Genomic DNA, 22,974 nt, shown 5'->3' on the forward strand with positions numbered 1-22,974 from the left:
TGCGCCCTGACTTAAAATCTCCAGAAATTCAATGCGATTATCTTTATTTCTAAAAACCAAGGTATATTTTTTATTTGCTTGTTATAATGAGGAAGTCAAAATAAATTAAGGAAAATTATTATGACAACTCGGCCTCCTGTTTAATTTGCGGAGGACTTGATTCAATTGTAATTTTGGTATGTGATAAAAGAAACTGCAAGTTCTAAAAAACGGTTGTTCTCACGGAGGAGAATAAAATGTCACATCAACTGAGTATTGCTACAATAAGAAGTGAAGATCTTGAGTTTATAGAAGAGGGAACAGATGATTCTTCCGAAAATTATGAGTCCCAATCTTCTTTTTCGTGTATTGGTGTAAAAGCATATTCATTTTTTAATCATCCAAAATTGACTTTAGATTTCCCGGATTATACCAAGATTTGGAATAAATGCAGGGGAGATTCAAATCACAGAAGAATCAAAGCGTTGCTTATAGATTACACAAAAGAAGACTGTTTATTTGGTTCATTTATCGGCCGTATGATTTCAGGAAATTGGAATAGACATCATGTTAGTGCAATAAGTAAAATTATCGCGAATATGTCGGTTAATAATTATTATGATTCAGCTGATGACATTGTTTCTGATTTGAAAAAATTAAAACCTAGAAAAGGAGGAACTTTGTACCAGCTAATTAAATTTATTGAAATGAAATTGGAAGCCCAACTAAAGTATGATTTTAAATTTTAATCCGAAAAGCAGTTGAGTTGTTGCAAGCAAAGAAACTGGCAATTTTAGTATTCTTCGCTCGGGCTCGACTGTATTTTTAGATTTAAGGTAATGGAGTTGTGTGATGTCTAATCCTTATATTTTGGTTTTATATTACTCGCGAACCGGTTCTGTAGCGCAATTAGCACAATATATTGCACGAGGTGTAGAGCGTGTTGAGGGAATTGAAGCGCGTTTAAGAACGGTTCCGCCTGTTTCTGCAACATGTGAAGCAGTTGATAAGGCGATTCCGGATAATGGCGCGCCTTATGTAACCTTGGATGATTTACGTCATTGTCAGGGACTTGCTTTAGGTAGCCCAACCCGTTTTGGAAATATGGCAGCCCCTTTGAAATACTTTTTGGATAGTACTTCATCTTTATGGCTGGCGGGTGATTTGGTAGATAAACCGGCTTGTGTTTTTTCCTCTTCTGCGAGTATGCATGGTGGCCAGGAAACAACTTTATTGAGTATGATGTTGCCTTTATTGCACCACGGCATGCTCTTATTGGGAGTACCTTACTCTGAGCCTTCTTTAAATGAAACGGTTAGTGGCGGAACACCTTATGGTGTAACGCATGTTTCTGGTGTGGCAAATGATTGGCCTCTGAGTCAGGATGAAATTAATATAGCCAAGCACTTAGGCGAGCGTTTGGCTCGAGCTGCTCTAAAATTGAGTGAAAAAAATGAAAGTAATTAGTTTTAATGCCAATGGTATTCGTTCAGCGGCGCGTAATGGATTTTATGAGTGGCTAACAATGCAAGATGCTGATTTTGTTTGCATTCAAGAAACGAAGGCTCAGCCTGAACAATTAATTCCGGAAGAATTGTATTATCCACGCGATTATTTTTGTGAGTATTATTCAGCTCAAAAAAAAGGATACAGCGGTGTGGCAATTTATGCCCGTCATAAACCGAATCGCATAGTTAAAGGAATGGGCTTTGATTATTGTGATAATGAAGGACGATACATTCAATTTGATTATCCCAAGTTCAGTATCATTTCACTTTATTTACCTTCAGGTACAAGTGGTGATGAACGTCAGATGGTGAAGTACGATTTTCTCGAACAATTTGCCAAGCATTTAATGCGATTAAAAAATGATGGACGAGAGTTGATATTGTGTGGTGATTATAATATTGCTCATAAAAAAATCGATTTGAAAAATTGGCGTGGTAATCAAAAGAATTCAGGATTTTTACCTGAGGAACGGGCCTGGATGGATGAATTGTTTGGAGCTATGGGGTTTGTTGATGCGTTTCGTGTTCATAATCAGGAAGAAGAACAATATACCTGGTGGTCTTTTAGAGGGCGTGCATGGGAAAAAAATGTAGGATGGAGAATTGATTATCAAGTAATTACCCCTGGACTCACAGGGCATGTAGTTGACAGTTGCATTTTTCGAGAAGCACGCCTGTCTGACCACGCTCCTTTGTTAATTGAATATAAAGGAGATTGGTGTGCTTAAATTAGCAAGCTGGAATGTGAATTCTTTAAAGATACGATTGGATCAAGTTTTGGAATGGTTTGATTCTGAGCATGTGGATGTTCTTGCCATGCAGGAAACAAAATTACTTGATGAAAATTTTCCTATGAATGCGTTTATTGAGAAAGGCTATCATGTAGTATTTTCAGGACAAAAGACTTACAACGGTGTTGCTGTAATAAGCCGATATCCTTTTTCTGATGTTCTAACTGATATCCCTGATTTTGATGATCCGCAACGACGGATTTTGGTGGTTACCGTTGCAGGTATTCGGTTAATCAATTTGTATGTCCCTAATGGGTCAGAATTAACTTCAGATAAATATCAATACAAATTAAATTGGTTGCAAAAAGTTACGGCTTTTATTCAACAGCAAATGAGCATTTTTCCCAATTTAGCTGTAGTTGGCGATTTTAATATAGCTCCTGAAGATCGTGATGTTCATGATCCTGCTGAATGGGTGGGCTCTGTATTAGTTAGTCCCGCTGAACGAGAAGCTTTTATGCAACTGTTACAACTCGGATTATATGATAGTTTTAGAAATTTTACGCAGGATGAGCAGATATTCAGTTGGTGGGATTATCGTGCTGCTGCGTTCAGGCGTAACCGAGGCTTACGGATTGATCATATTTTATTGAGTAAAACGCTTAATGGATTGTGTAGGCAATCTGTTATTGATAAAGAGCCGCGCAAATCAGAAAGACCCTCTGATCACGCACCTGTATGGGTTGAATTGGATCTTAATGTGAGTTAGATGTAGTCTGTTGTAGTGGAACTTGGGATCTGGAAAACACCAGATACCGGGTTCCAGTTTCGTACCCAGGCTATAATTAGGTCTACTGTTGTTATTCTGTTTCCATCATTGATTTTGCAAGGTTTCAAATAAAAACCAAATTCGCCGTTCTGTTTCATCAATATAAACTTCTAAGATACTCGTGGTAGCGAAATCGTTCTTTTTGCTACAAACCTCATGAACTCTTCTCAAGCTTTTTAAGAAACTTTTATTGTCTTCCAGTAGATTTTGGAGCATATCATCTGCAGAAAGAGTTTCATTTGTGTCTCGAAGCGTCTGCAATTGCTTGATCTCTCCAATAGAATGTATCGTTCTTTCTCCTAATTTGCGCACACGTTCTGCTAAAGCATCAATCATCGCAAAAATTTGTTCGCTTTGTTCATCCAATAAAAGATGATAATCACGAGAATGGGGGCCTGTCATATGCCAATGGAAGTTTTTGGTTTTAACAAATAAAGCAAAGGTATCGGCCAAGAGGGGATTAACCGCTTCGGCAATTTTACGACGATCTTTTATATCGAGATCATTTGGTGTTTCAAGCTTATACAGTTCCAGTTTTTTCATTTTAACTCCTGTTAAATTAATTTGTTTTTATAAGCGTAGACCAATTGTGGCTATTTTGTTCAATTGCCAATCAATATTGTTACTTCAATGACCAGATATGAAGAAATGAAGTAAAGAGTTGTTTATTCGTATTATGTCTACATTTTAGCATCCAAACGAAATGCCACTATTTATGTTGGTTCAACATCAGATCTTATCAGACGACACGTTTTAGCTGGTCAAAGGGCTTATATTTTATTGTCATAATCATTGCCTGGATGAACCGTGGATTATTATAGTCTATTTTAATTAGAGGCAAGCTAGAGAAAAACTAACTTTAATGTAAGCCGTTAAAGCACAATTAGATGATGAAACAGCTCAATATCACAACTCATATTTTTGTTAATTATCGGTTTTCATTGTGTATCAATGTTTCATTTAATATAACAAACAGGGGTATAACCTCGGTTTGGTTTTGATAAAAATTGCTTTACAGACGTTTTTCTGCTATTGTTTTGCGTCATTTATACCGAGTATGGTGCCTGGCATTGGGTTCAGGTGGCGATACTCATTTAAACTATAGAGAGTAGTATTATGAAGGCATCAATTCATCCAGAATATAAAACAGTTAAGGTAATATGCAGTTGTGGCGAGGAATTTGAAACTCGTTCAACATTATGTAAAGATTTGAACATTGAAGTATGCTCACAATGTCATCCTTTTTATACTGGTAAACAAAAATTGGTGGATACTGGAGGTCGTGTTCAGAAGTTCCGCGATCGTTATAGCCAGCGTTCTACACAAGCTTCTAAAGAAGAAAAGAAATAAGGCGCGTTACTTTGCGCCTTATTTGTATATACTTCATTCGAAGTATATCTTATTGACAGATTGTTCCTGCAATGCTAATTTCAGTGTCGCAGGTTCTTGACGTCCAATTATTGTCTCCATCCCATCATCCTTAGGCTGTTTCTCTTATATTTTATTAAGAGTTCATAGTCTGATGTTTGTGTGCCTCTAGCACTATGGATGAACAATGAATTGATAATGGTTGGTAGGATTTTTAGACCTTACTTAAGTTTTATTTCAATGTAAGAGAGTGAGTACTTTGGATAATGAAGTTTTAAAGCAGTGCGCATTGGATTATCATGAGTTTCCAACCCCTGGAAAACTCGGTGTTCATATTACCAAATCAACGGACTCTCAGAGTGATTTGTCTCTGGCTTATACACCTGGTGTTGCTGCCCCGGTGATTGCAATAGCAGAAAACCCCGAAGATGCTTATCGTTATACGAATAAAGGAAATTTAGTCGCAGTAATGACTAATGGCACTGCGGTACTGGGGTTAGGGGATCTTGGACCTCTCGCCAGTAAACCAGTTATGGAAGGTAAGGCCGTTTTATTTAAGCGTTTTGCTGGAATTGATGTATTTGATATAGAAATTGATGCTCATGATTCACAAGCTTTTATTTCTACAGCAAAACGAATTGCTCCTACTTTCGGAGGGATTAACCTGGAAGATCTTAAAGCTCCTGAATGTTTTGAGATTGAGCAGGCTTTAATTGAGCAATTGAATATCCCTGTATTTCATGATGATCAGCATGGTACGGCCATTGTTGTTGCGGCAGGTTTGCTTAATGCTCTTGATTTGCAGCAAAAAAAATTATCTGATGCAAAAATTGTGTGTATTGGTGCTGGGGCTGCTGGAATTGCTTCTATGCGATTGCTTGTTGCGTTGGGTGCCAATAAAGAGAATATGTTACTTTTGGATACCAAAGGAGTCATCCATTCGGGTCGTGCAGATCTAAATGCTTATAAATTTGCCTTTGCTCGTACTACGGAATGCCGAACTTTAGCTGATGCACTTGTTGATGCTGATGTATTTATTGGGGTTGCGAAACCGAATTTATTAGATGCTGATTTATTGAAATTAATGGCCCCTAGACCTGTTATTTTTGCTTTATCTAACCCTGATCCTGAAATCAGACCTGAATTAGCTTTTCAAGTACGTGACGATTTGGTTATTGCTACTGGACGTAGCGACTATCCTAATCAAGTCAATAATGTGTTGTGTTTTCCATATATTTTTCGTGGCGCGTTGGATGTACGTGCCAAGTGTATCAATCAATCGATGCAAATTGCGGCAGTTGAAGCCATTCGTCAACTGGTGCACGAGCCTGTTCCCCAGGTAGTGAAGGATAATTACCCAGGTGTTACGCATTGGGATTTTGGCCCTAACTACATTATTCCCAAGCCTATAGACCCTCGTTTAAGAGAACGAGTCCCTGCTGCTGTGGCTCAGGCTGCAATAGCAAGCGGCGCGAATCAAGTAAGTTGTAATTTAGAATAAAAGTAGCATCCCGAAAGCAATAAGGGATCTCAAGGTGTAGGAGTATACCATATGAGATATTCCTGTTTGCGCTCGGGATAATAGTAGGTTAATTGTAGGTACGAATTTTTAACTGTTGGACTTTAAGACAGTGAATGTTCTTGCCTAACAAATAGTTAAGGAGATTACTTTGCTTTCTGAAAACCGGAGAAATTACGCATTAATTGGATGGCTTATTTGTGGTCTTGGAGCTTTATTTTACAGTTACGAATATTTGCTTCGAATTGCGCCTAGTGTCATGGAAACTGCTCTACGCGAACATTTTAATTTGTCTGCAACAGGTTTTGGACTCATTTCATCTGTATATTATTATGCATATGTCCCTATGCAATTGCCTGTAGGGATAATGATGGATCGGTATGGCCCGCGAAGATTATTAACTGTAGCCTGTTTTATTTGTGTCTTAGGAACGTTCTTATTTACAAGTACTACATCTTTTTGGGTTGCCGCCTCAGGACGATTTTTAGTTGGATTAGGCTCTGCATTTGCATTTGTGGGAGTATTAAAGCTTGCTACAATCTGGTTGCCTGAGAATAAACTCGCTATGGTCTCTGGTATCACCTCGGCATTAGGAACAGTCGGTGCCATGCTTGGTGATAATTTTTTAGAACTATTCGTTACGAAATTAGGATGGATTAAAACCCTAAATATGACCGCATTTTTTGGGATTGTATTAACCTTTGTTTTATGGTTAGGCATCCACGATAAAAAAGGACGATATAGACAAAGTGGTACTGTTTCTAATTTTAAAATTGGCTTAATTGACTTAAATATAATACTCAGAAATAGACAGATATGGATTAATGGACTGTACGGTTGTATGGTTTATCTTCCTACAACTGTTTTTGCTGAATTATGGGGGATTCCCTATTTAAGACATGCACACGGCTTGTCAACACACGCTGCTGGTTTAGCAAACTCATTGCTTTTCCTAGGCTTTACCGTAGGCGCCCCTCTAATGGGTTACTTTTCTGATCGAATAGCACGTAGAAAGTTACCTATGCTTCTAGGCGCTAGTATGGCTACCGTTCTCATGCTGGTTATTCTGTATTTCCCAGGTTTAAATGAAACTAATGTACAAATACTCATGTTTTTCCTGGGTTTATTTTATAGCGCGCAAGCAATTGTATTTGCCGTCGGAAGAGAATTGAGTCCGGGGGAAGCAGCTGGTACCGCTATGGCATTTACCAACATGATCGTTATGCTCGGCGGTATGTTATTACAGCCTTTGGTAGGACATTTACTGGATTTCAGTTATTCCTTACGGAGTGGTGCATCGCTTTCTTCAGCGCTGGTTGTTGAAAACGTTAATAAGCTTTATAACGTGAGTGATTATCGCATTGCGCTGGCATTCATACCTCTAAGCATGTTTATTGCAGCTTTATTAACTTTCTTTTTAAAGGAAACTCACGCACATGCACCTAAATAATATTGTTTCAAGAAAACAAATGCTCTTTGGCATGTTTATCTGCTTTGTTGGGGCTATTTTTTATTGCTATGAGTTTATCTTACGCATTATTCCAGGTGTTTTGCAAACGGAGCTAAGTATTGCGTTGGGGCATATTTCAGCGACTACTTTTGGACAAATATCTGCCTTATATTATTTTGCATACTCGCCCATGCAAATGCCCGTAGGAATGCTCATGGATCGATTTGGTCCCAGACGGCTTTTAACTTTTGCCTGCATTTGTTGTACCGTGGGTTCCTGGATGTTTACCTTGACCTCATCCATGTTTTTGGTAGGAGCAGGGCGTTTTCTAGTGGGGTTTGGTTCTTCTTTTGCATTTGTAGGAGTTTTATCTCTAGCACTACATTGGTTGCCCAGACGCTACTTTTCTTTAGTTGCGGGTTTGATGACTACTCTAGGAATGTTAGGTCTTGTTTATGGTGAAGTGAAGATTACCGAGTGGTCTCAGAGCATTGGTTGGGAACAGGTGTTGCTGTTTATTGCCATTGTAGGCTCTGGATTGAGTGTATTAATGTTCATCGTGGTTCGTGATGGACCCGAAGGACATCAACCGAATAAACATCCTTTACCAGAATTCTTCCGAGATGTTCTTAAAGTATTAATGGCTCCAGAAGTTTGGGTTATTGGTTTTGTCGGTGCCTGTTTGTACACTTCTTTATCTGTATTTGGGGAGTTGTGGGGAAAAACGTATTTGGAACAAGCGCACCACTTAACTAAAGTTGAGGCCGCCAAGACAGTCTCTGCTGTCTTTTTAGGTTGGGCTGTTGGTGCCCCTATAGCGGGTTATTTATCGGATCATACCGGAAGACGCTTGTTACCTTTGGTTTTAGGTGCAATTTTGGCTTTGGTTTGTATTAGCCTTGTATTATATTGCCCAGGGCTATCATACTTTAGTTTAAATGTTTTATTGTTTTTGTATGGTGTATTTAGTGCCACGGAAATTATCGTATTTATTATGGCTAAAGAATGCAGTGGTGCTAAATTATCGGGTACGGTATTTGCAGCAACAAACATGATAGTTACACTTGGTGGCGTTATTTTCCAACCATTAGTTGGTAAATTACTGGATACTTTTGGTGATAGTGGCATTGTAGAGGGAGAGCATATCTACACCATGGTGGATTATCAGGTTGCTTTATCTATCTTACCACTTTCATTATTGCTCGTTACCATTCTTGCATTCTTTATAAAAGATCATAAAGATAATCAAGTTAATTAAAATTGTAGCCAAATGAAGCGAAGTGGAACCCTGGTTCCGTTTTGCTTCGGCCAGTCTAAAATGCTCCCACATTAATTAAATATTGCGATTAACTCGTTTACTGGACGACGTAGCGATCCTTGGCAATTAATAAAACGTGATACTGGGAAACTTCTAATTTCTGCTTTTCGATAGTGGTAGCGAGTAAATTCAGTGTCATGATTGGACAGGATCACTGGTATTCCTCGAGCAGCAGTTTCCTTAGCCAATTCTGTTAATTCGATTTGATCTTCAGTTGTAAACAGTTTTTTATTATAGGGTAAATGACGTGATTTCTCTGAAAGAAGTACGTAAGGGGGGTCACAATAAATCACATCCCCTCGCTCTGCGTACTCAAAAGTTTTTCTAAAATCATTATGGATGAATTCTGTTTGTTGGCTTTTGGAGTGAAAAAGCTGCATTTCCTTGCGTGGAAAATAAGGTTTGCTGTAAAGCCCAAAAGGAACATTATAGATCCCTTTAGAATTATATCGACATAATCCATTATAACCATGTCGGTTTAAGTAAAGAAAAAGCGCAGATTTTTGCGGTGAATGCAGGGACGCATTAAAATCAGATCTTATTTGGTAATATTTTTCTTTCTGGTTGAACTCCGGGCTAAAATAGGTTTCGCAGTGTTTAATAAATGCGTCTCCTTGTTGTTGCAACGTAGTAAAAAGATAAATTAAATCAAAATTACTTTCAGCCAACAAATAGGAAGAGTAATTTGAATTCATAAAAACGACGCCCGAGCCGGCAAAGGGCTCAATTAAGCGTTTACCTGGAGGAAGAAAGGGAATAATCTTTTCCAAACAATTGTATTTACTCCCTGCCCATTTAAGAAAAGGCCTTATTTTAACCATAGGTTTTACCACGATTTATTCAGAAAGAAGTATTGCTTATTTTTAAGAAAAAAAACAGAATTTTTATTAGAAAAATTTAGAGTCTGTTGACATTTCATTTAATTCCACCTACTTCCACCGCTTTATGAGCGGTCTCTATGCAGAGACGCACTAAAATGTACTTATTTTTAATGCGGTCTATAGTCGATTTTCTAATGGCACTGAGAGCCCAAAATATAAGCCAAATGATATTATGAACGGGCAGAATTTAGTGATTTATGTAATTCATATACCGGGTATGCAATGAACACTTATGATATTTTACAAAGTTTTATGAGACAAGGATTTGCAAGTGCATGAGTTGAAATTAGGTTCTATAGAACGAAAAATTATTATTCTTACTTCTTTTCACCAGGTAGGGGTTTTTCGAGTATTTTTTAAATTATATGAAGAATCGGGAGATTGATTATGAATTTTGCAAAACAAACAGTTGTTTTTCTTATTCTCTCTATATTATTTTCTCTAGCAAATGCTAATAGACCTTTTATTATTGATACGGATGTAGGAATCGATGATGAATTAGCAATGTTCTATTTGTTAGCACAAAAAGACATCGACATAAAGGCGATTACTATAGTCGGTACTGGAGAGTCACATTGCCCTGCTGGATTGAGAAATGTTGCTGGATTATTAGCGTTGACGCACCACGAAAAAATTCCATTAGCTTGCGGACGCGTTGCACCGATGACTGGAACCCATCAATTCCCTAATTGGTTACGTAAACAAGCAGATAGTTTAGCAGGAGCTGCAAATTTGTTGCCCAAGGTTGAAGTATCCACCTCACAGACTGCGGTTCAATTGCTGGAGACTACTTTAAAGAATGCAAAAGAACCTGTTGAGATTTTAGCTATTGGTCCGTTGACAAACCTTGGAGAGCTTGTGACCCAGATGCCAAAAATAAAGAATAAAATAAAAATGATTTATGTCATGGGTGGGGCAGTAGATAGTATGGGAAATTTAATTGAGGTAGATAGCTCAATTCGAAATAACACTGCGGAGTGGAATATTTATGTTGACCCTCATGCTGCAGACAAAGTATTTCGTTCAGGAATCCCTATCACTATGATTGGTCTGGATGTGACCAATCAGGTTCCAGTAACTAAAGATTTTTATCTAAAATTAAAGCAAAATCAAAATAGTCTGGGCAATAAATTTTTCTATGAACTTTTTCATCGCAATGAGGCCGAGATATTTGAGCATAAGTGGTATTTTTGGGACGTGCTTTCCGCGGTTGTAGCTCATGATAATTCAATCGTTAAATCTACAAATAAAAAATTGCGGGTTGTATTAAGCCCGGAAGACCAATCAGGTACTACCATAGTTGATAAAAATGGTAATGCCGTGCGTGTGTGTACCACGGTAAATCAGGAGCAACTTGAAACCATTTTGATGGATACATTAAAAAAGACTGCCTAAAGGGTAGAAATTTAGTTTGGGGCAATTGCAGCAAAATCCTCGGAATTCTGTGAATCCGGGTTTTGCTGCACCAGGCTAGGTTTAGATTAATTGGGGACAGAACGTTCTTCTTCAAAGAATTGTACTTTTCCTGTTTTTATATCATGTAATCCCGCTACAATTCCTACTTGTTTTTTACTAATTAAATCTCTAAGTATAGGACTTCGCTCTTGCATTTCTTTGACAATTCTTAAGGCATTGGCTTTAGCAATAGCATCAATTAGCTTGGCATCAGAGCAATCTTTTGTTCCTTGCTCTTGCATACTCATCGGCACTACAGGTTTAATTTTATCAATAACATCGGTCAAATGTCCGAGTTGTACGCCACTACATGCACCACTTACAGCACCGCAGGAAGTATGTGCCAAGACGACAATAAGTCGAGAGCCCGCTACTTTGGTCGCAAATTCCATGCTCCCCAGAATATCATCATTGAGTACATTTCCTGCCACACGCAAGGTAAATAAATCTGCCAAACCTTGGTCAAAAAATAACTCGGGAACACTGCGTGAATCCATACAATTGAGGATTACTGCAAACGGGTATTGTCCGTAAGAAGATTGATGTGCTTGTTTTAAATAATCCCTCGGTATGGGGGTGTTGTTTAAAAAACGTTGGTTTCCATCTTTCAAGCGTTGTAGCGCTTGCTTAGGAGTCATTTTCTGTTGTTTTTCTTGAGTTAATGTTTTTCCTAAATTAGGTGTTTCTGCGGCAGATGAACTTGCAAAACTTATGAAAGCACACGTCAAACCAAAAGTTAAGGCCAGGATTTTTGTTAGGTATTGCATTGAGATGCTCCATTTTTTAATTAGAAATCGTCCTTCATTGATAATATCTTAATCTTAAAAACGCATATACTTTTTTAGAAAAATTTATTCTTCTTCGCATGAAAATTCATTACAAATAATCATGTTCATAGTTCTTGAATTTTAACAAATCGCTTCTATTTTTTAGAACTCGTTATTCGTTTTGTAATTTATTAAAATCAATTTAAATTCAATAAATTGCCGATTGGAGAAAACTGCTGAACACATGTTTGAAGCGTCGGTTGCAGGAATAATTTACTGGATACAAGTATTCCTCATGGCGACGGAACAAAGACGTCTGCTAAATAAGGGGCAATAATCTTGGGGGCAACGGACACAAATCCCTCAAAGCGGATAAGGTCGCATTTGCCTATACGATGATCAAGCTGCGCCATTTCTGCAGTCCGTAGCAGGTACAGAAATTGCTTATTTTTTCTTATGGCGAAGCCCCCCAGGATGCTGATCATCCAAAATAAAATTTATAAGGTTAATAAAGATTCTTTTTGTACAAATTCAATCAATCTCATCACAAAATTAATATCAATCAATTTTATTTCAACTTTTTAACCCAATTTAGAGTCCATAGTGTTGCTAGGGACTTCCTCCGCATCGCTCCATCGTGGTTGGGGTATTGTTGTCAACGATAAATCGCCACTTCGTCTCACCTGAGGGGGGGAGAAGCTATTGTTTCCAGAAACCTGGAAAAAGAACGTGGTACGTCCTTCCTTTACTGGAGAAAATGCAAGAGCGCTATCCTTCGAAACTGGAGAGAAGCTAAGGCTCTTCTTAACTGGAGAATAAGTAAATCCCCTCTTTACTGGAGAAAATTCGAGGACGCTCTGTGAAAGGACGGGACGCTTTGCTGGTGGTGTTGAAAAGTCCTTTGTTGCTAATGCACTATCAGCGAAATCAGGACTATCTTCTGGCCGCATACTGCCTCCAAGCTGACTAGGGCTAGGGGATGAAGGAGACGTTAACGGGGTTGATGATACTAAAGAGGGTAATTTCGCTGAAGTACTGTCTGGTGAAATAGGTTCTATTCGCATTGGTAGGTTAGCTGACGCCAAGCGCCCCAATACTTTGGCTGGGCTGGTGGTAGGGGTAGGGGGCTGATCTATATATACTTCTGCATCCGCTATAAGCTCTTCTCCAACGGTTAATCCTGACTCGGCTTCTGAAGTTGGAGCTATGGGGGAAAAATCACTAGGCCTATCCTTATTTTCTGATAAGGCAGCTTGCAAATCCTCAGCTATTTGATCATGGGTTCTACCATAGAGAAACTGATATAAAACACCATAACCAAAAATAAAAGAGACAACGCTTCTACCAAAGCCCCCTAAAAATTGATTAAAAAATTTACCTTTATCAAGTTTATTCTGTTCACAATAATTTTTTGCCGCAGCAGGCGCGATCTGGCCGAGATCAATGTTGGGAACGTGTTGCGAACTATCCTTTATCATTAACAAAGTATAATAATCTAAATAATAATTGGCGAAATCTAGTTCAGTAGATAATTTATTGTGTAACACCTCTGTTATGTCTTGCCAAATTACCACGGGAGGCCATTTAGCCGCCTTTTCACGAGACATAAACATAGTGCTACATAAAATTTCGGGAAAATATTGAGCAAGGAAATCAATATAAGCGCTTTTTTTTTCTTCAATATTCACGGGGAAAAAGGCCATAAGGGAGATCAGGACCTTCGCTGGTTCAAAGCTAGTAATATCAGCAATCACATCTGGCGGACTTTTCTTTGTTATGTGCTCAAGAATTATTCTTTGCTTCTTGTCCCTTATTCTTTTTAATAAATCTGTCGCCTGTCTTGCTAAAATTTCACTCATTTTGAACTGTTCTCCCTATTTCCCTAAAATATTAACCAGGTTGATATAAGCTTTTCAAAGTATCATTATCATGTTGCTGTATCTTATTACTATACAATTGATGGCAATATGAAGCATGACGCGCACTTAAATTTGAACTGTTAAAAAACATTCCGGCATATTTACCGATAGAGCTAAGTGGTGTTTTCCCTGAGTCAGGCGCAGGCACTTTATCACTAATATCAAGAGGAAGCTGAGAGATTTTGTCTATTTTTCTGACTAATCTCGTCAGGTTATTATCCTTTGCCAGTTTGGCTATGGCTGCTAAAGGACTTACAGAAATTTCGCCGCTCTCTATTTCCTCTTGTATTTTTTCCCAGTTTTTTTCTGTTTCCATGAATAAATAAAAGATTGCTGCCATGATATAACCACCTATATCCAGGTTCTTTTCTTTATTCAGATGATTTTCTTCTCTGTATTCCGTTTGGTGAGAGGAAGATTTTAGGCTAGGTAAAAAATCATTTAATCTTAAAAAGTAACGATATAAATACGCAGCTGCCAGAGCATGAAGTGGCGACATTGCATATGAAAAAACTAATTTTGCACCTTCATAAGGAGTATGAGTCAACATATGTTCATTGAGCATTAATTGATTATCAGGTAAATATTTGGGTTTAATCGCTCTCAATGGCTCAGGGGAGCAAGAAGCAGAAAGCTGGGATGATGAGGCTATCGGCGCTGCAAAAGTTACTGCGATATCCATGGTACCATTTGGAAAGGTTGATATATTCAATTCCCTTATATCACTCTGGAATTTCTGTTGCCACTCTGATGGAATAGCGCTGAAAATTTTTGCAAGCACAGCAAGACTTCTTTGCGCGTCGCTAGTGGCTTTCTCTACACTAAGCTGGCATTCTTTTTCTCTGTCCAACAAAGCTAGTTCTTTACTTCTGTATTCCTCTTCCTGCTTTTGCATTTTTAATTTAAGCTCATCTTCCTCTAGCTGTATTTGATTACACAAGGCTATCGCCAACTCACTTTGTTGATGCAATTCGGCGACTCGAAATTTGTCTTCTATTAATTGAATCGTTAAATTCATATTATGAGCTAAAGGTGACTCTGCTTTAGCTGATATAGTCTCTTTTGCTTGCAGAAAGGAAATATCTCTAGTTGATCTCGCCACAATTCTTTTCAGATCGGATACCAGCGTTTGATAATGCCGGCTGAGAGTTGTTTCATCATCTATATTTGAAATGATAGTAGCTAACCAACCTTTGAGCTTTGTTATATCTTGTAGCCCGGTAGAATCCACATTAAAGAATGTGTTCGATGTGGGATTATAATTGGAATATTTTACCAACTCTGAATAAGCGAATGTTAATACATCTTTGATTCGCACTTAAAACTCTCCTAATTATCTTATAAAAAATAAACATATTGCTGAAAGAAGAGCATTATAACGAACCATTTTCATTCTGCAACTCTCTGATGCGGAGTAAATCTTTCTGTAGGCGTTAAGTCATTGGTGCAGGCATGCGCTTTACTCGTTCAGAGCAAACGTGCCGGAAGCAGGACGCTCGCGGCCTTTAACCTATCGCGTTGGCGAGTGAATTCCGGGGACTTGGATGCCCCGGAATTTATAACGAGGTAGCGACACGCTTGACTAAATTAATATCAAACAATTTTATTTCAACTTTTTAACCCAAGTTAGAGTTAGTTACTAGCAACGAGCTCAAAGTGAAATTTAGGACTGTTGATTTTGGAACAAGATCGGGGTTTCGCTCCATCCAGACATTTGAAAAATGTATCTGAATATAATGTAGATGTTGGTTCGTTTATTGTTTAATAATCCAATTGCATCATACTCGATTTTCTATGCCAAATATGTTCGATAGTCGGTAGTGATGTTTATTTTACCCCCCTGATTTGTCCTCCAAAAAAAAAGTCTAAACGATCCATGAATATCGTGGAATCAGTTCATTAAAAAGCAGCTAAGCATTTGTAATCTCTTTGAGTACTGTTTAATTGAAATTCAAATCAACAAAACGAAAAAATTTTAATCTTTTTGGCTATACTTATTAAACGAGAGCAACATCATTTTAGGAATGCGATATGCTAAATAGAATTGATGAATCAAGTAAAAAAGTTATAGCCAAAAAAGACTCACCGGTCGTAGCAATAACTTTTTATTCAAAGCGAACCGATTCAGAGCCAGGATATCACACGGGTATTTTAAGTGAGGGAAATAGGCAAGACGTGGTTCGTTTAAAAGAAGGACTTGAAAATGCTGCAAAAAAAAGGGAAGAAATACCACCTAAGGTTGAAATTACATTGTTTCTTATACCTAATTGGGAAAAGGGAGAAGATTATAATTCACCAAATTATATAGCGGCAAAAGAAAGGATGATCCAAGATGCCAAAAAATTTTATGGAAATGACATCTTGATTAAGGATTTTCTCAGCTGTAACGTCAGTGATGCGGAGCTTAAATTTTTAAGAAATTGTAAGGCTATGGGAAGTGTTGCTGATATTGTTAAAACACGTACGATTATAGACAACCAGGGCAGGCCATGCTTACAGACAGACTCGAATGTCACATGGGCAAATAATAATTTTGATAAACTGTATGAGTTAACTTTTCACTCCAATACGGATGCGTTTAATAGCAGCAGATGCTCTGAAGTTTATGTTTCTGCGCATAATAAATTAGTATTCACCGGTTCTGAGAGTAAGTTACCAGAAATTTTTGCGAAAACTTTAGTTGATTATTGTACTGAATATGATTCTGATCCATGGCATAAAGATGAAAACTGCAATGGGGTATATGATATCGCTTTTTGTGAGGGCATGAGCCAGTATGGTCTTACCTATAGAGTGAGAATAGATGATAAATATAAAAAAGATAAAACTTTTGATTTTTATCCAGCAAATTTAGATGATTCTCGATATAAATTGATGCCACTTGTTATTGCATGCCAACGAGAAAGTTGGCGTGTGGGTATGCCTCCACCGAAACCGGAAGTTCTTGAGTTAACTGGGAAGTTAACTTCAGATGATGGCAAGAGCAAGCCAGCTGTTGAGGCTGAAATTAATGGCGTTAAATATGGATATTATCATTTTAAAAGTTTACTCAGAGTATACACAAACATACCGAGTTGGCATGCGGAAGAAGAAAGATACAAATATGTACACCAAACACAAGATTTTTATAAGATGGCGGAACATGCCCGAAATATATTCGTAAGTAAACAAGATACTCTATTATGTATGGAGATTCTTGCTCGATATTACAATACTGTGAAACAAGAGTACGAGGCAGGACGTTTTCAAACAGGAAAACACACATTGGAAGCATTATCAAGGCTGATTCCCGATACAGACGCGGGTAATCGATTATGTGCCGAATTGTTTGGTTGTATTGTAAAAGACTTGCATGAAAATCCTGTACGTAATGCCTTATTACCGATTGAACTAGAACATAGATATCAGAGAAAATTTAAAGTTGAGGTATCACCTGGTTTTCTGCAAAAAGTAGCTCCTAATTTGACAGGAATGTTTCCGTTTTCATTCTTTCCTTCTCCAAGACCATTTGAACATTTGATGACCAAGGAAACCTTGAAGGTCATTGCACAATCAGTAGATAGTTTACCTAAGAAAGAACGTCAACAGGCATTGGATTTTTTCAAAACGCTATCTCGAGAAAACCTAGAAGGGATCAAGAACGAGTCTAAGACGGCTCAGAATGCTTGGGACGAACAATATGGTATGGTATCTTACAACAGTCCCAAGAAAGGGTTTCAATAGACCCAGGTACAAAGACCATATTAGACTTAATAGCATAGGAGATTAATTCATGCAAACTAAATTTAATTTAATGGATGAAAGTTTGTGCGAGGCTGTTTTAGATGGCGATCTGGAGCAGGTTCAGATAATTTTAAATGAGTATGGTGGAAATGTGAATGCCCAAAATAGATATGGGATGACTCCTGCCTTGCTTGCCGCCAAGCGTAACGATCTAAAAATATTAGAGTATTTAGTGGAAAAAGGAGCCGATTTAAAACTTAGTGATGGTTTAAATCAATCCCCTATGGATTGGGCCGAACATAATAAAAACGAAAAAATGATCGATTTTATAAATGAGCATACTGCTCAGAGTTATTTTAAGCGATGATCTAAATTATAACCCATAATAGGGGGATAAATTAAAAGCCCGCAGGCTTATTGGTTATCAGATAAAAAACAATGATCAGACTAATAAACACTGGCCAACCTGAGCAAAACCAGTATTTAAAATAGCGAAAGAGGCCTCAACGCCTAGAACCGAGATTTAAATATTTTTACTCCTGCCTGAATCTGTGCATCAAAGTAATACCCATGATGTGAACCATATGACCTCATTGCAGCTCTCCTTGTGGGAGCTCCCTTTGGGGAAGGGAGACTGGATTTCGAATAAAGCCCTAGGGTAAGTAAAAAAGCTAATTATTTTAAGGCCGGAATTACGAGGCACTGTTTTGGGCCTTCAATGAGAAAATCCGAAGACGATGATTATCGGGATCAAGTGCGACAAAAGTATAGCCAAAATCCATCATCGTAAGTGGTTGGGCAATCTGAATTCCCTCTTGCTGCCAGAGTGCGTGAAGTTCGTCAACTATATGGTTATCATGCACTTGTAGTGAAAGCTCATTACCACCACCAAGTACTCTTACGGGTGGCTCAACAGAGTGCTTTGACCATAAGCCCAAACGTACGCCTGATTTTAATAAGAACATGACAAAATTAGGTGACGATGCAATAGGTTGATTCTTGAATAAACGCTCGTAAAAAGGCGCACTAACCTGAGGATTATCAACATAAAAAATTATTAAATTTGGATCAAGGTTCATAAAAAACTCTCCTAAATTGAACGGAGATTTGAGTTTAAATGATAGCGTTGACAGTTTCTGTCAGTAGTGATTAGTCCTGAAGTTTTCCCTCTTCTGTCTTTAATATGAATGGGGGAGCGGCATGTTTACTTATGATAAGCAACTCATTAGTATGAAAATAAATTATCAGCAGAACCTACTATAATAACAATTTATTCTGTGGAAGAATTTTTATGCCAAATAAAATTCATGTACCCAACATAGTTATTGTCGGCGGTGGTGCAGGAGGAATGGAGCTGGCTGCACTGTTTGGAAATAAATATGGGAAAGGAGGTAAAGCAGCCATTACTTTGGTGGATTGTTCCCCGACCCATATTTGGAAACCCTTATTACATGAGGTGGCTGCAGGTAGCTTGTTTACCAATGAAAATGAAATTGACTATCTTGCTTATGCAGCGACACATCATTTTCATTTTGTTTTAGGAGCTCTTGAAGGTTTAAATCGAAGTAAAAAAGAAATTTATTTGTCCCCATTTTTCAGTCATGAACAAGAGGTTCTGCCAAAACGAGCTGTTTCATACGATATTTTAATTATTGCGGTGGGAAGTGTCGCTAATGATTTCAGTATCCCTGGGGTACGTGAACATTGTTTGTTTTTAGATAACATACAGCAAGCGACCTATTTTCATCGCGAATTATTAAACCGTTTTATGCGTCTTTCCCAGCAACCACAGCAAGGTCAATTTAATCTCGTAGTGGTGGGAGGTGGCGCAACGGGGATTGAATTAATCGCAGAATTAAATAACACAATTCATGAAATTATAAATTATGGTATTGGTATTCAACCTGAAATCATTTCGTTTACCCTAATTGAAGCAGCAAGCCGATTATTGACCGCGCTTCCAGAAGAATTATCTGAAAAAGTATCTGCGGAATTAACTCGCATGGGGGTAACAATCTGTGTCAATGAACAAGTTGATAAAGTCACAGAACGTGGTTTACATACAAAATCGACACAATTTATTCCTGCCGATCTTGTTGTCTGGACTGCTGGCATTAAAGCCCCAGATTTTTTGAGGCAGCTGGATGGTTTGGAGGTGAATCACACCAATCAATTGTTAGTGAAGCAAACCTTACAAACAACCCTGGATGATTCTATTTTTGCTCTAGGTGATTGTGCGAGTTGCCCACAAACCAACTCGGATAAAACGGTTCCGCCACGTGCACAAGCAGCACACCAACAAGCAAGTTTTTTATATAAAAATTTGGATAAATATTTGGAGGGTAAGCCTTTACCTGTATATCATTATCATGATCATGGTTCTTTAGTTACTTTAAGTCATCATGTGATTGGTAATTTAATGGGTAAAATTACTAAACGATTCATGATAGAAGGTAAGTTGGCACGCTTATTCTATTTATCTTTATATAAACAACACCAAATGGCATTATATGGCGGGTGGCGAGTTTTTTTGCTTTCTCTGTCGAATGTGTTAAGTCGCAGAGTAAAACCTCGGCTTAAATTGCACTAGCTATACCGAAGAAACTCCAAAATGCAAGGTTTGAGGAGTCTCTTGGATATATATTCAAAAATAATAACGCAGGAAGCACAATGTGGGACCAGAATAAAAAAGAATATTTAAAGCGCCTGTCCAAAATAAAATCTTTTCTTAAAAACAACAAATTTGTTGAGGCATCTGACCTAGTTGCCGTGCTTTCGCTGCTCATTCACTCAGGTGACCGAGTTTGCATCGAAGGAGATAACCAAAAGCAAGCCAATTTTTTGGCTGCAGCATTGACTCAGTTAAATCCTGGCAGGGTAAATCATTTACATATGATCCAATCCGCTATTGCCTTGTCCGAACATCTCGATATTTTTGAAAAAGGAATAGCGAACCGGATTGATTTTGCCTATTCAGGCCCACAATCAATTCGTCTTGCAGATATGGTAAAAAATAAAAAAATCGAGATAGGAAATATCCATACTTATAATGAATTATTTGGACGATTGGTTGCTGATTTGACGCCAAATGTTTGTTTGTTGATGGCGGATAAGGCAGATAAACAAGGTAATTTGTTTACCGGAGCCAATACCGAAGAAACGCCAGCAATTATCGAGGCGACTAACTTTAAAAATGGCATAGTTATTGTACAAGTCAATGAAGTGGTAGAGCAGTTACCGCGAGTTGATATTCCTGGAGATTGGGTTGATGTCATTGTTCAAGGTCCAGATACATCTTATATTGAACCACTGTTTACCCGGGATCCCGCACACATAGATGAAGTGAAAATATTAATGGCCATGATGGTGATTAAAGGGATCTACGCACCTTATCAAGTGAATAGATTAAATCATGGCGTGGGTTTTAATACATGTGCCATTGAATTACTTTTGCCGACCTATGCAGCATCATTAGGGTTAAAGGGAAAAATATGCCAGCATTGGGTTGTTAATCCTTTACCTACCTTAATACCTGCTATCGAAGCTGGATTTGTGAAAACAATTTATCCATTTGGGGGCGAAGTGGGTATGAATCGCTATGCAGCTGCTCGTCCAGATATCTTTTTTACTGGTAAAGAAGGATGCTTGCGCTCAAATCGGATGTTAGGCCAGTTGGCTGGGCATTATGCGTGTGATGTGTTTATCGGAGCAACATTGCAGATGGATCTTGAAGGAAATAGTTCTACAGCAGTTGAGGGGCGTATCGCAGGTTTTGGTGGGGCTCCCAATATGGGTTGTGATGCTCCGGGTCGACGTCATTCTTCATATGCTTGGTTAAAAGCAGGACAAGAACGCAGTGACGCCCTGGCGACAAAAATGCCGCGAGGAAGAAAATTGGTGATTCAAATGGTAGAAACATTCCAGAGTTCAACACAACCTACATTTGTGGAGCATCTGGATGCCTGGGCTTTGCAAAAATCGATGAATGCTGATTTACCCGCAGTGATGATTTATGGAGACGATGTAAGTCATGTAGTGACTGAAGAGGGTATTGCAAATCTTTTGATGTGCCGTAATCTTGAAGAGCGTGAGCAAGCGATTCGTGGCATCGCAGGATATACTGAGGTTGGAATAATGCGTGATAGGAGAAAGGTTGATGAATTGCGTCAGCGAGGAGTGATTAAACGTCCTGAAGATTTAGGAATTAAAATTTCCGATGCAACTCGAGATTTATTGGCAGCCAAGTCAATTCGTGATCTTGTTGATTGTTCACAGGGTCTATATGAACCGCCTGTAAAATTTAGAAATTGGTAGGACAAAAAATATGGAAATGATGGAGTTTCGCTTTACACTTTCTGGAGAACGTTTGCGAGGCAAAAAAACGGTTTGTGGGGTTGTTGGCTCTGGAAATCTAGAAGTCATTATTGAGGAAAATACCAATTCTGAAACGATTTTCACGATCCAGACTGCAATTGAACATTATAAACCAGTTTGGAAAATGGTAATTGGGGATTTTGTGAGTCAACATCAACCCGTTGGTTTGCAATTTACACTCAATGATAATGGAGCAACACCTGCTGTTGTTTTATTACGTTTAAGTCAGGCATTGGACGAGTTTCAGGGTAATTGCAAAATAGGTACTAATTATGAAGAGCTTGATGCACGTGAACGAATCCAGGTTGTTTTTGATGAGGATTCGTTTATGGAGTGGCTTGCTGATGAAAAGCAGTACAGTCCTTATTTAGCTGCATTAAATTTGCCAGGTGAAGCAGATGACGGCATTGTTATCGGATCTGCATTGTTACAAAAGAATAAAGTACTTGTTGCTGCCCAGCAAAAAGATTTCATGGGTGGTGCCGTCGGTGAAATTCATGGAGCAAAACTTACTGGCTTATTTAAAGCAGCAATTAAAACCCAGGCTAAAGCAGTTATTCTTCTTATTGATAGTGGCGGTGTGCGTTTGCATGAAGCAAATGCGGGAGAAATAGCAATTTCAGAAATAATTCGCGCTATTTTTGACGCACGTCATCAAGGGGTAACCACTATAGGTGTCGTTTGTGGTAAAAATGGTGCTTTTGGTGGTATGGGAATTATTTCGGCTTGTTTGGATTATCTTGTAATTAATGAAGTAGGGCGTATTGGAGTATCGGGTCCTGAGGTGATTCAAGCGGTAGCGGGAATTCAAGCGTTTAATTCACAGGATAGAGCTTTGGTATGGCGTGTATATGGAGGTAAAACACGCTATTTACAGGATGTTGCTCAAAGCTATGTGGGTTCTGATGTTGCAGCAATACGCACTAAACTGATTGCTGCTCTTAATCAGCGCGTTCCATTGGATCTCTATTCCATAAAACACAAGCATGCTTTGTTAAAAAAACGTTTTCAGGAAACTGATGGATATCAAGAAGAGGGAACTTATCTTAATAAAGTTGCCCCAAAGTATGCTGCAACTCTTTTTGGTATGAGTGAACAGGAATTTTTAAACGCAGCAAAAAATATAAAAAAAGAATCGTAATCGATTGTAGTC

20 protein-coding genes and 1 pseudogene are annotated in these 22,974 nt (G+C 38.3%); 15 read left to right on the forward strand and 6 right to left on the reverse strand.

From position 1 onward, the window contains the following. The first annotated feature begins 236 nt into the window (after positions 1-236). From ELY20_RS02690 to xth, 4 genes are all read left to right on the forward strand, one after another. Complete coding sequence (locus ELY20_RS02690; protein WP_110143187.1) at positions 237-728, forward strand: DUF5617 domain-containing protein; 492 nt, start codon at positions 237-239, stop codon at positions 726-728. A gap of 103 nt (positions 729-831) precedes the next feature. Further along, positions 832-1,446, forward strand: a complete 615-nt coding sequence (wrbA, locus tag ELY20_RS02695; protein ID WP_110143186.1) for an NAD(P)H:quinone oxidoreductase — start codon at positions 832-834, stop codon at positions 1,444-1,446. Further along, complete coding sequence (locus ELY20_RS02700) at positions 1,433-2,215, forward strand: exodeoxyribonuclease III (protein WP_110143185.1); 783 nt, start codon at positions 1,433-1,435, stop codon at positions 2,213-2,215. Before wrbA ends, ELY20_RS02700 begins: the two co-directional genes overlap by 14 nt. Further along, positions 2,208-2,987: an exodeoxyribonuclease III gene (gene xth, locus ELY20_RS02705; protein ID WP_165831615.1), complete on the forward strand. Its 780-nt coding sequence runs from the start codon at positions 2,208-2,210 to the stop codon at positions 2,985-2,987. The genes ELY20_RS02700 and xth overlap by 8 nt, the downstream gene beginning before the upstream one ends. Before the next feature lie 105 nt (positions 2,988-3,092). On the opposite strand, the gene ELY20_RS02710 is transcribed toward xth, so the two are convergent. Beyond that, positions 3,093-3,590 carry a Dps family protein gene (locus ELY20_RS02710; protein ID WP_110143183.1) on the reverse strand — a complete coding sequence of 166 codons (498 nt, stop codon included), beginning with the start codon at positions 3,588-3,590 and terminating at the stop codon, positions 3,093-3,095. A 138-nt stretch (positions 3,591-3,728) separates the two neighbouring features. Between ELY20_RS02710 and ELY20_RS02715 the strand changes: the two are divergent. From ELY20_RS02715 to ELY20_RS02735, 5 genes and pseudogenes are all read left to right on the forward strand, one after another. After that, positions 3,729-3,836, forward strand: a pseudogene (locus ELY20_RS02715) (hypothetical protein); the annotation flags it as partial. A gap of 327 nt (positions 3,837-4,163) precedes the next feature. After that, the gene (gene rpmE, locus ELY20_RS02720) at positions 4,164-4,397 is read left to right on the forward strand and encodes a 50S ribosomal protein L31 (RefSeq protein WP_058467126.1); all 234 of its coding nucleotides are present in this window, start codon (positions 4,164-4,166) and stop codon (positions 4,395-4,397) included. A gap of 277 nt (positions 4,398-4,674) precedes the next feature. Beyond that, positions 4,675-5,916 (forward strand): malic enzyme-like NAD(P)-binding protein, encoded by a 1,242-nt coding sequence (locus ELY20_RS02725; RefSeq protein WP_110143182.1) that lies wholly within the window; start codon positions 4,675-4,677, stop codon positions 5,914-5,916. Between the two features lie 169 nt (positions 5,917-6,085). Continuing rightward, positions 6,086-7,384: an MFS transporter gene (locus tag ELY20_RS02730; RefSeq protein WP_110143181.1), complete on the forward strand. Its 1,299-nt coding sequence runs from the start codon at positions 6,086-6,088 to the stop codon at positions 7,382-7,384. After that, complete coding sequence (locus ELY20_RS02735) at positions 7,371-8,642, forward strand: MFS transporter (RefSeq protein ID WP_110143180.1); 1,272 nt, start codon at positions 7,371-7,373, stop codon at positions 8,640-8,642. Before ELY20_RS02730 ends, ELY20_RS02735 begins: the two co-directional genes overlap by 14 nt. Before the next feature lie 71 nt (positions 8,643-8,713). Here ELY20_RS02735 and ELY20_RS02740 read toward each other — a convergent pair whose 3' ends face one another. Further along, positions 8,714-9,523 (reverse strand): DNA adenine methylase, encoded by an 810-nt coding sequence (locus tag ELY20_RS02740; RefSeq protein ID WP_110143179.1) that lies wholly within the window; start codon positions 9,521-9,523, stop codon positions 8,714-8,716. Positions 9,524-9,970: 447 nt separating this feature from the next. Here ELY20_RS02740 and ELY20_RS02745 point away from each other — a divergent pair, with 447 nt between their 5' ends. Continuing rightward, the gene (locus ELY20_RS02745; protein WP_110143178.1) at positions 9,971-10,978 is read left to right on the forward strand and encodes a nucleoside hydrolase; all 1,008 of its coding nucleotides are present in this window, start codon (positions 9,971-9,973) and stop codon (positions 10,976-10,978) included. 86 nt (positions 10,979-11,064) lie between these two features. On the opposite strand, the gene ELY20_RS02750 is transcribed toward ELY20_RS02745, so the two are convergent. The 3 genes from ELY20_RS02750 to ELY20_RS02765 all read right to left on the reverse strand — a co-directional run bounded on the left by ELY20_RS02750 (position 11,065) and on the right by ELY20_RS02765 (position 15,042). Continuing rightward, complete coding sequence (locus tag ELY20_RS02750) at positions 11,065-11,805, reverse strand: carbonic anhydrase family protein (RefSeq protein ID WP_110143177.1); 741 nt, start codon at positions 11,803-11,805, stop codon at positions 11,065-11,067. A gap of 581 nt (positions 11,806-12,386) precedes the next feature. After that, entirely contained in the window at positions 12,387-13,664 is a 1,278-nt protein-coding gene (locus tag ELY20_RS02760) for a hypothetical protein (RefSeq protein WP_110143175.1), read from the reverse strand. Between the two features lie 31 nt (positions 13,665-13,695). Continuing rightward, the gene (locus ELY20_RS02765) at positions 13,696-15,042 is read right to left on the reverse strand and encodes a hypothetical protein (protein ID WP_110143174.1); all 1,347 of its coding nucleotides are present in this window, start codon (positions 15,040-15,042) and stop codon (positions 13,696-13,698) included. 713 nt (positions 15,043-15,755) lie between these two features. On the opposite strand from ELY20_RS02765, the gene ELY20_RS02770 reads away from it, so the two are divergent. Both ELY20_RS02770 and ELY20_RS02775 read left to right on the forward strand, forming a co-directional pair. Then, positions 15,756-17,447 (forward strand): hypothetical protein, encoded by a 1,692-nt coding sequence (locus ELY20_RS02770; RefSeq protein ID WP_110143173.1) that lies wholly within the window; start codon positions 15,756-15,758, stop codon positions 17,445-17,447. Between the two features lie 49 nt (positions 17,448-17,496). After that, the gene (locus ELY20_RS02775; RefSeq protein WP_110143172.1) at positions 17,497-17,814 is read left to right on the forward strand and encodes an ankyrin repeat domain-containing protein; all 318 of its coding nucleotides are present in this window, start codon (positions 17,497-17,499) and stop codon (positions 17,812-17,814) included. A gap of 325 nt (positions 17,815-18,139) precedes the next feature. Here ELY20_RS02775 and ELY20_RS02785 read toward each other — a convergent pair whose 3' ends face one another. After that, positions 18,140-18,526 (reverse strand): VOC family protein, encoded by a 387-nt coding sequence (locus tag ELY20_RS02785; protein WP_110143171.1) that lies wholly within the window; start codon positions 18,524-18,526, stop codon positions 18,140-18,142. Between the two features lie 212 nt (positions 18,527-18,738). Between ELY20_RS02785 and ELY20_RS02790 the strand changes: the two genes are divergently transcribed. The 3 genes from ELY20_RS02790 (at position 18,739) to ELY20_RS02800 (ending at position 22,962) form a co-directional block, all read left to right on the forward strand. Further along, a complete protein-coding gene (locus ELY20_RS02790) occupies positions 18,739-20,037 on the forward strand; it encodes an NAD(P)/FAD-dependent oxidoreductase (protein ID WP_110143170.1) in 1,299 nt (432 codons plus the stop codon). A gap of 80 nt (positions 20,038-20,117) precedes the next feature. After that, positions 20,118-21,761: a malonate decarboxylase subunit alpha gene (mdcA, locus tag ELY20_RS02795; protein ID WP_110143169.1), complete on the forward strand. Its 1,644-nt coding sequence runs from the start codon at positions 20,118-20,120 to the stop codon at positions 21,759-21,761. Between the two features lie 10 nt (positions 21,762-21,771). After that, positions 21,772-22,962: a biotin-independent malonate decarboxylase subunit beta gene (locus ELY20_RS02800; RefSeq protein ID WP_110143168.1), complete on the forward strand. Its 1,191-nt coding sequence runs from the start codon at positions 21,772-21,774 to the stop codon at positions 22,960-22,962. Positions 22,963-22,974 lie beyond the last annotated feature (12 nt).

It is taken from the genome of Legionella qingyii (genome assembly GCF_003990155.1).
GTDB classification, from domain to species: Bacteria; Pseudomonadota; Gammaproteobacteria; order Legionellales; family Legionellaceae; genus Legionella; species Legionella qingyii.

Excerpts from the sequence above, each read along its gene's own strand:
- ELY20_RS02690 (WP_110143187.1), top strand. The coding sequence starts at position 237 with ATGTCACATCAACTGAGTATTGCTACAATAAGAAGTGAAGATCTTGAG.
- wrbA (WP_110143186.1), top strand. The coding sequence starts at position 832 with ATGTCTAATCCTTATATTTTGGTTTTATATTACTCGCGAACCGGTTCT.
- ELY20_RS02700 (WP_110143185.1), top strand. The coding sequence starts at position 1,433 with ATGAAAGTAATTAGTTTTAATGCCAATGGTATTCGTTCAGCGGCGCGT.
- ELY20_RS02710 (WP_110143183.1), bottom strand. The coding sequence starts at position 3,590 with ATGAAAAAACTGGAACTGTATAAGCTTGAAACACCAAATGATCTCGAT.
- rpmE (WP_058467126.1), top strand. The coding sequence starts at position 4,164 with ATGAAGGCATCAATTCATCCAGAATATAAAACAGTTAAGGTAATATGC.
- ELY20_RS02735 (WP_110143180.1), top strand. The coding sequence starts at position 7,371 with ATGCACCTAAATAATATTGTTTCAAGAAAACAAATGCTCTTTGGCATG.
- ELY20_RS02740 (WP_110143179.1), bottom strand. The coding sequence starts at position 9,523 with ATGGTTAAAATAAGGCCTTTTCTTAAATGGGCAGGGAGTAAATACAAT.
- ELY20_RS02745 (WP_110143178.1), top strand. The coding sequence starts at position 9,971 with ATGAATTTTGCAAAACAAACAGTTGTTTTTCTTATTCTCTCTATATTA.
- ELY20_RS02750 (WP_110143177.1), bottom strand. The coding sequence starts at position 11,805 with ATGCAATACCTAACAAAAATCCTGGCCTTAACTTTTGGTTTGACGTGT.
- ELY20_RS02760 (WP_110143175.1), bottom strand. The coding sequence starts at position 13,664 with ATGAGTGAAATTTTAGCAAGACAGGCGACAGATTTATTAAAAAGAATA.
- ELY20_RS02770 (WP_110143173.1), top strand. The coding sequence starts at position 15,756 with ATGCTAAATAGAATTGATGAATCAAGTAAAAAAGTTATAGCCAAAAAA.
- ELY20_RS02775 (WP_110143172.1), top strand. The coding sequence starts at position 17,497 with ATGCAAACTAAATTTAATTTAATGGATGAAAGTTTGTGCGAGGCTGTT.
- ELY20_RS02785 (WP_110143171.1), bottom strand. The coding sequence starts at position 18,526 with ATGAACCTTGATCCAAATTTAATAATTTTTTATGTTGATAATCCTCAG.
- ELY20_RS02790 (WP_110143170.1), top strand. The coding sequence starts at position 18,739 with ATGCCAAATAAAATTCATGTACCCAACATAGTTATTGTCGGCGGTGGT.
- mdcA (WP_110143169.1), top strand. The coding sequence starts at position 20,118 with ATGTGGGACCAGAATAAAAAAGAATATTTAAAGCGCCTGTCCAAAATA.
- ELY20_RS02800 (WP_110143168.1), top strand. The coding sequence starts at position 21,772 with ATGGAAATGATGGAGTTTCGCTTTACACTTTCTGGAGAACGTTTGCGA.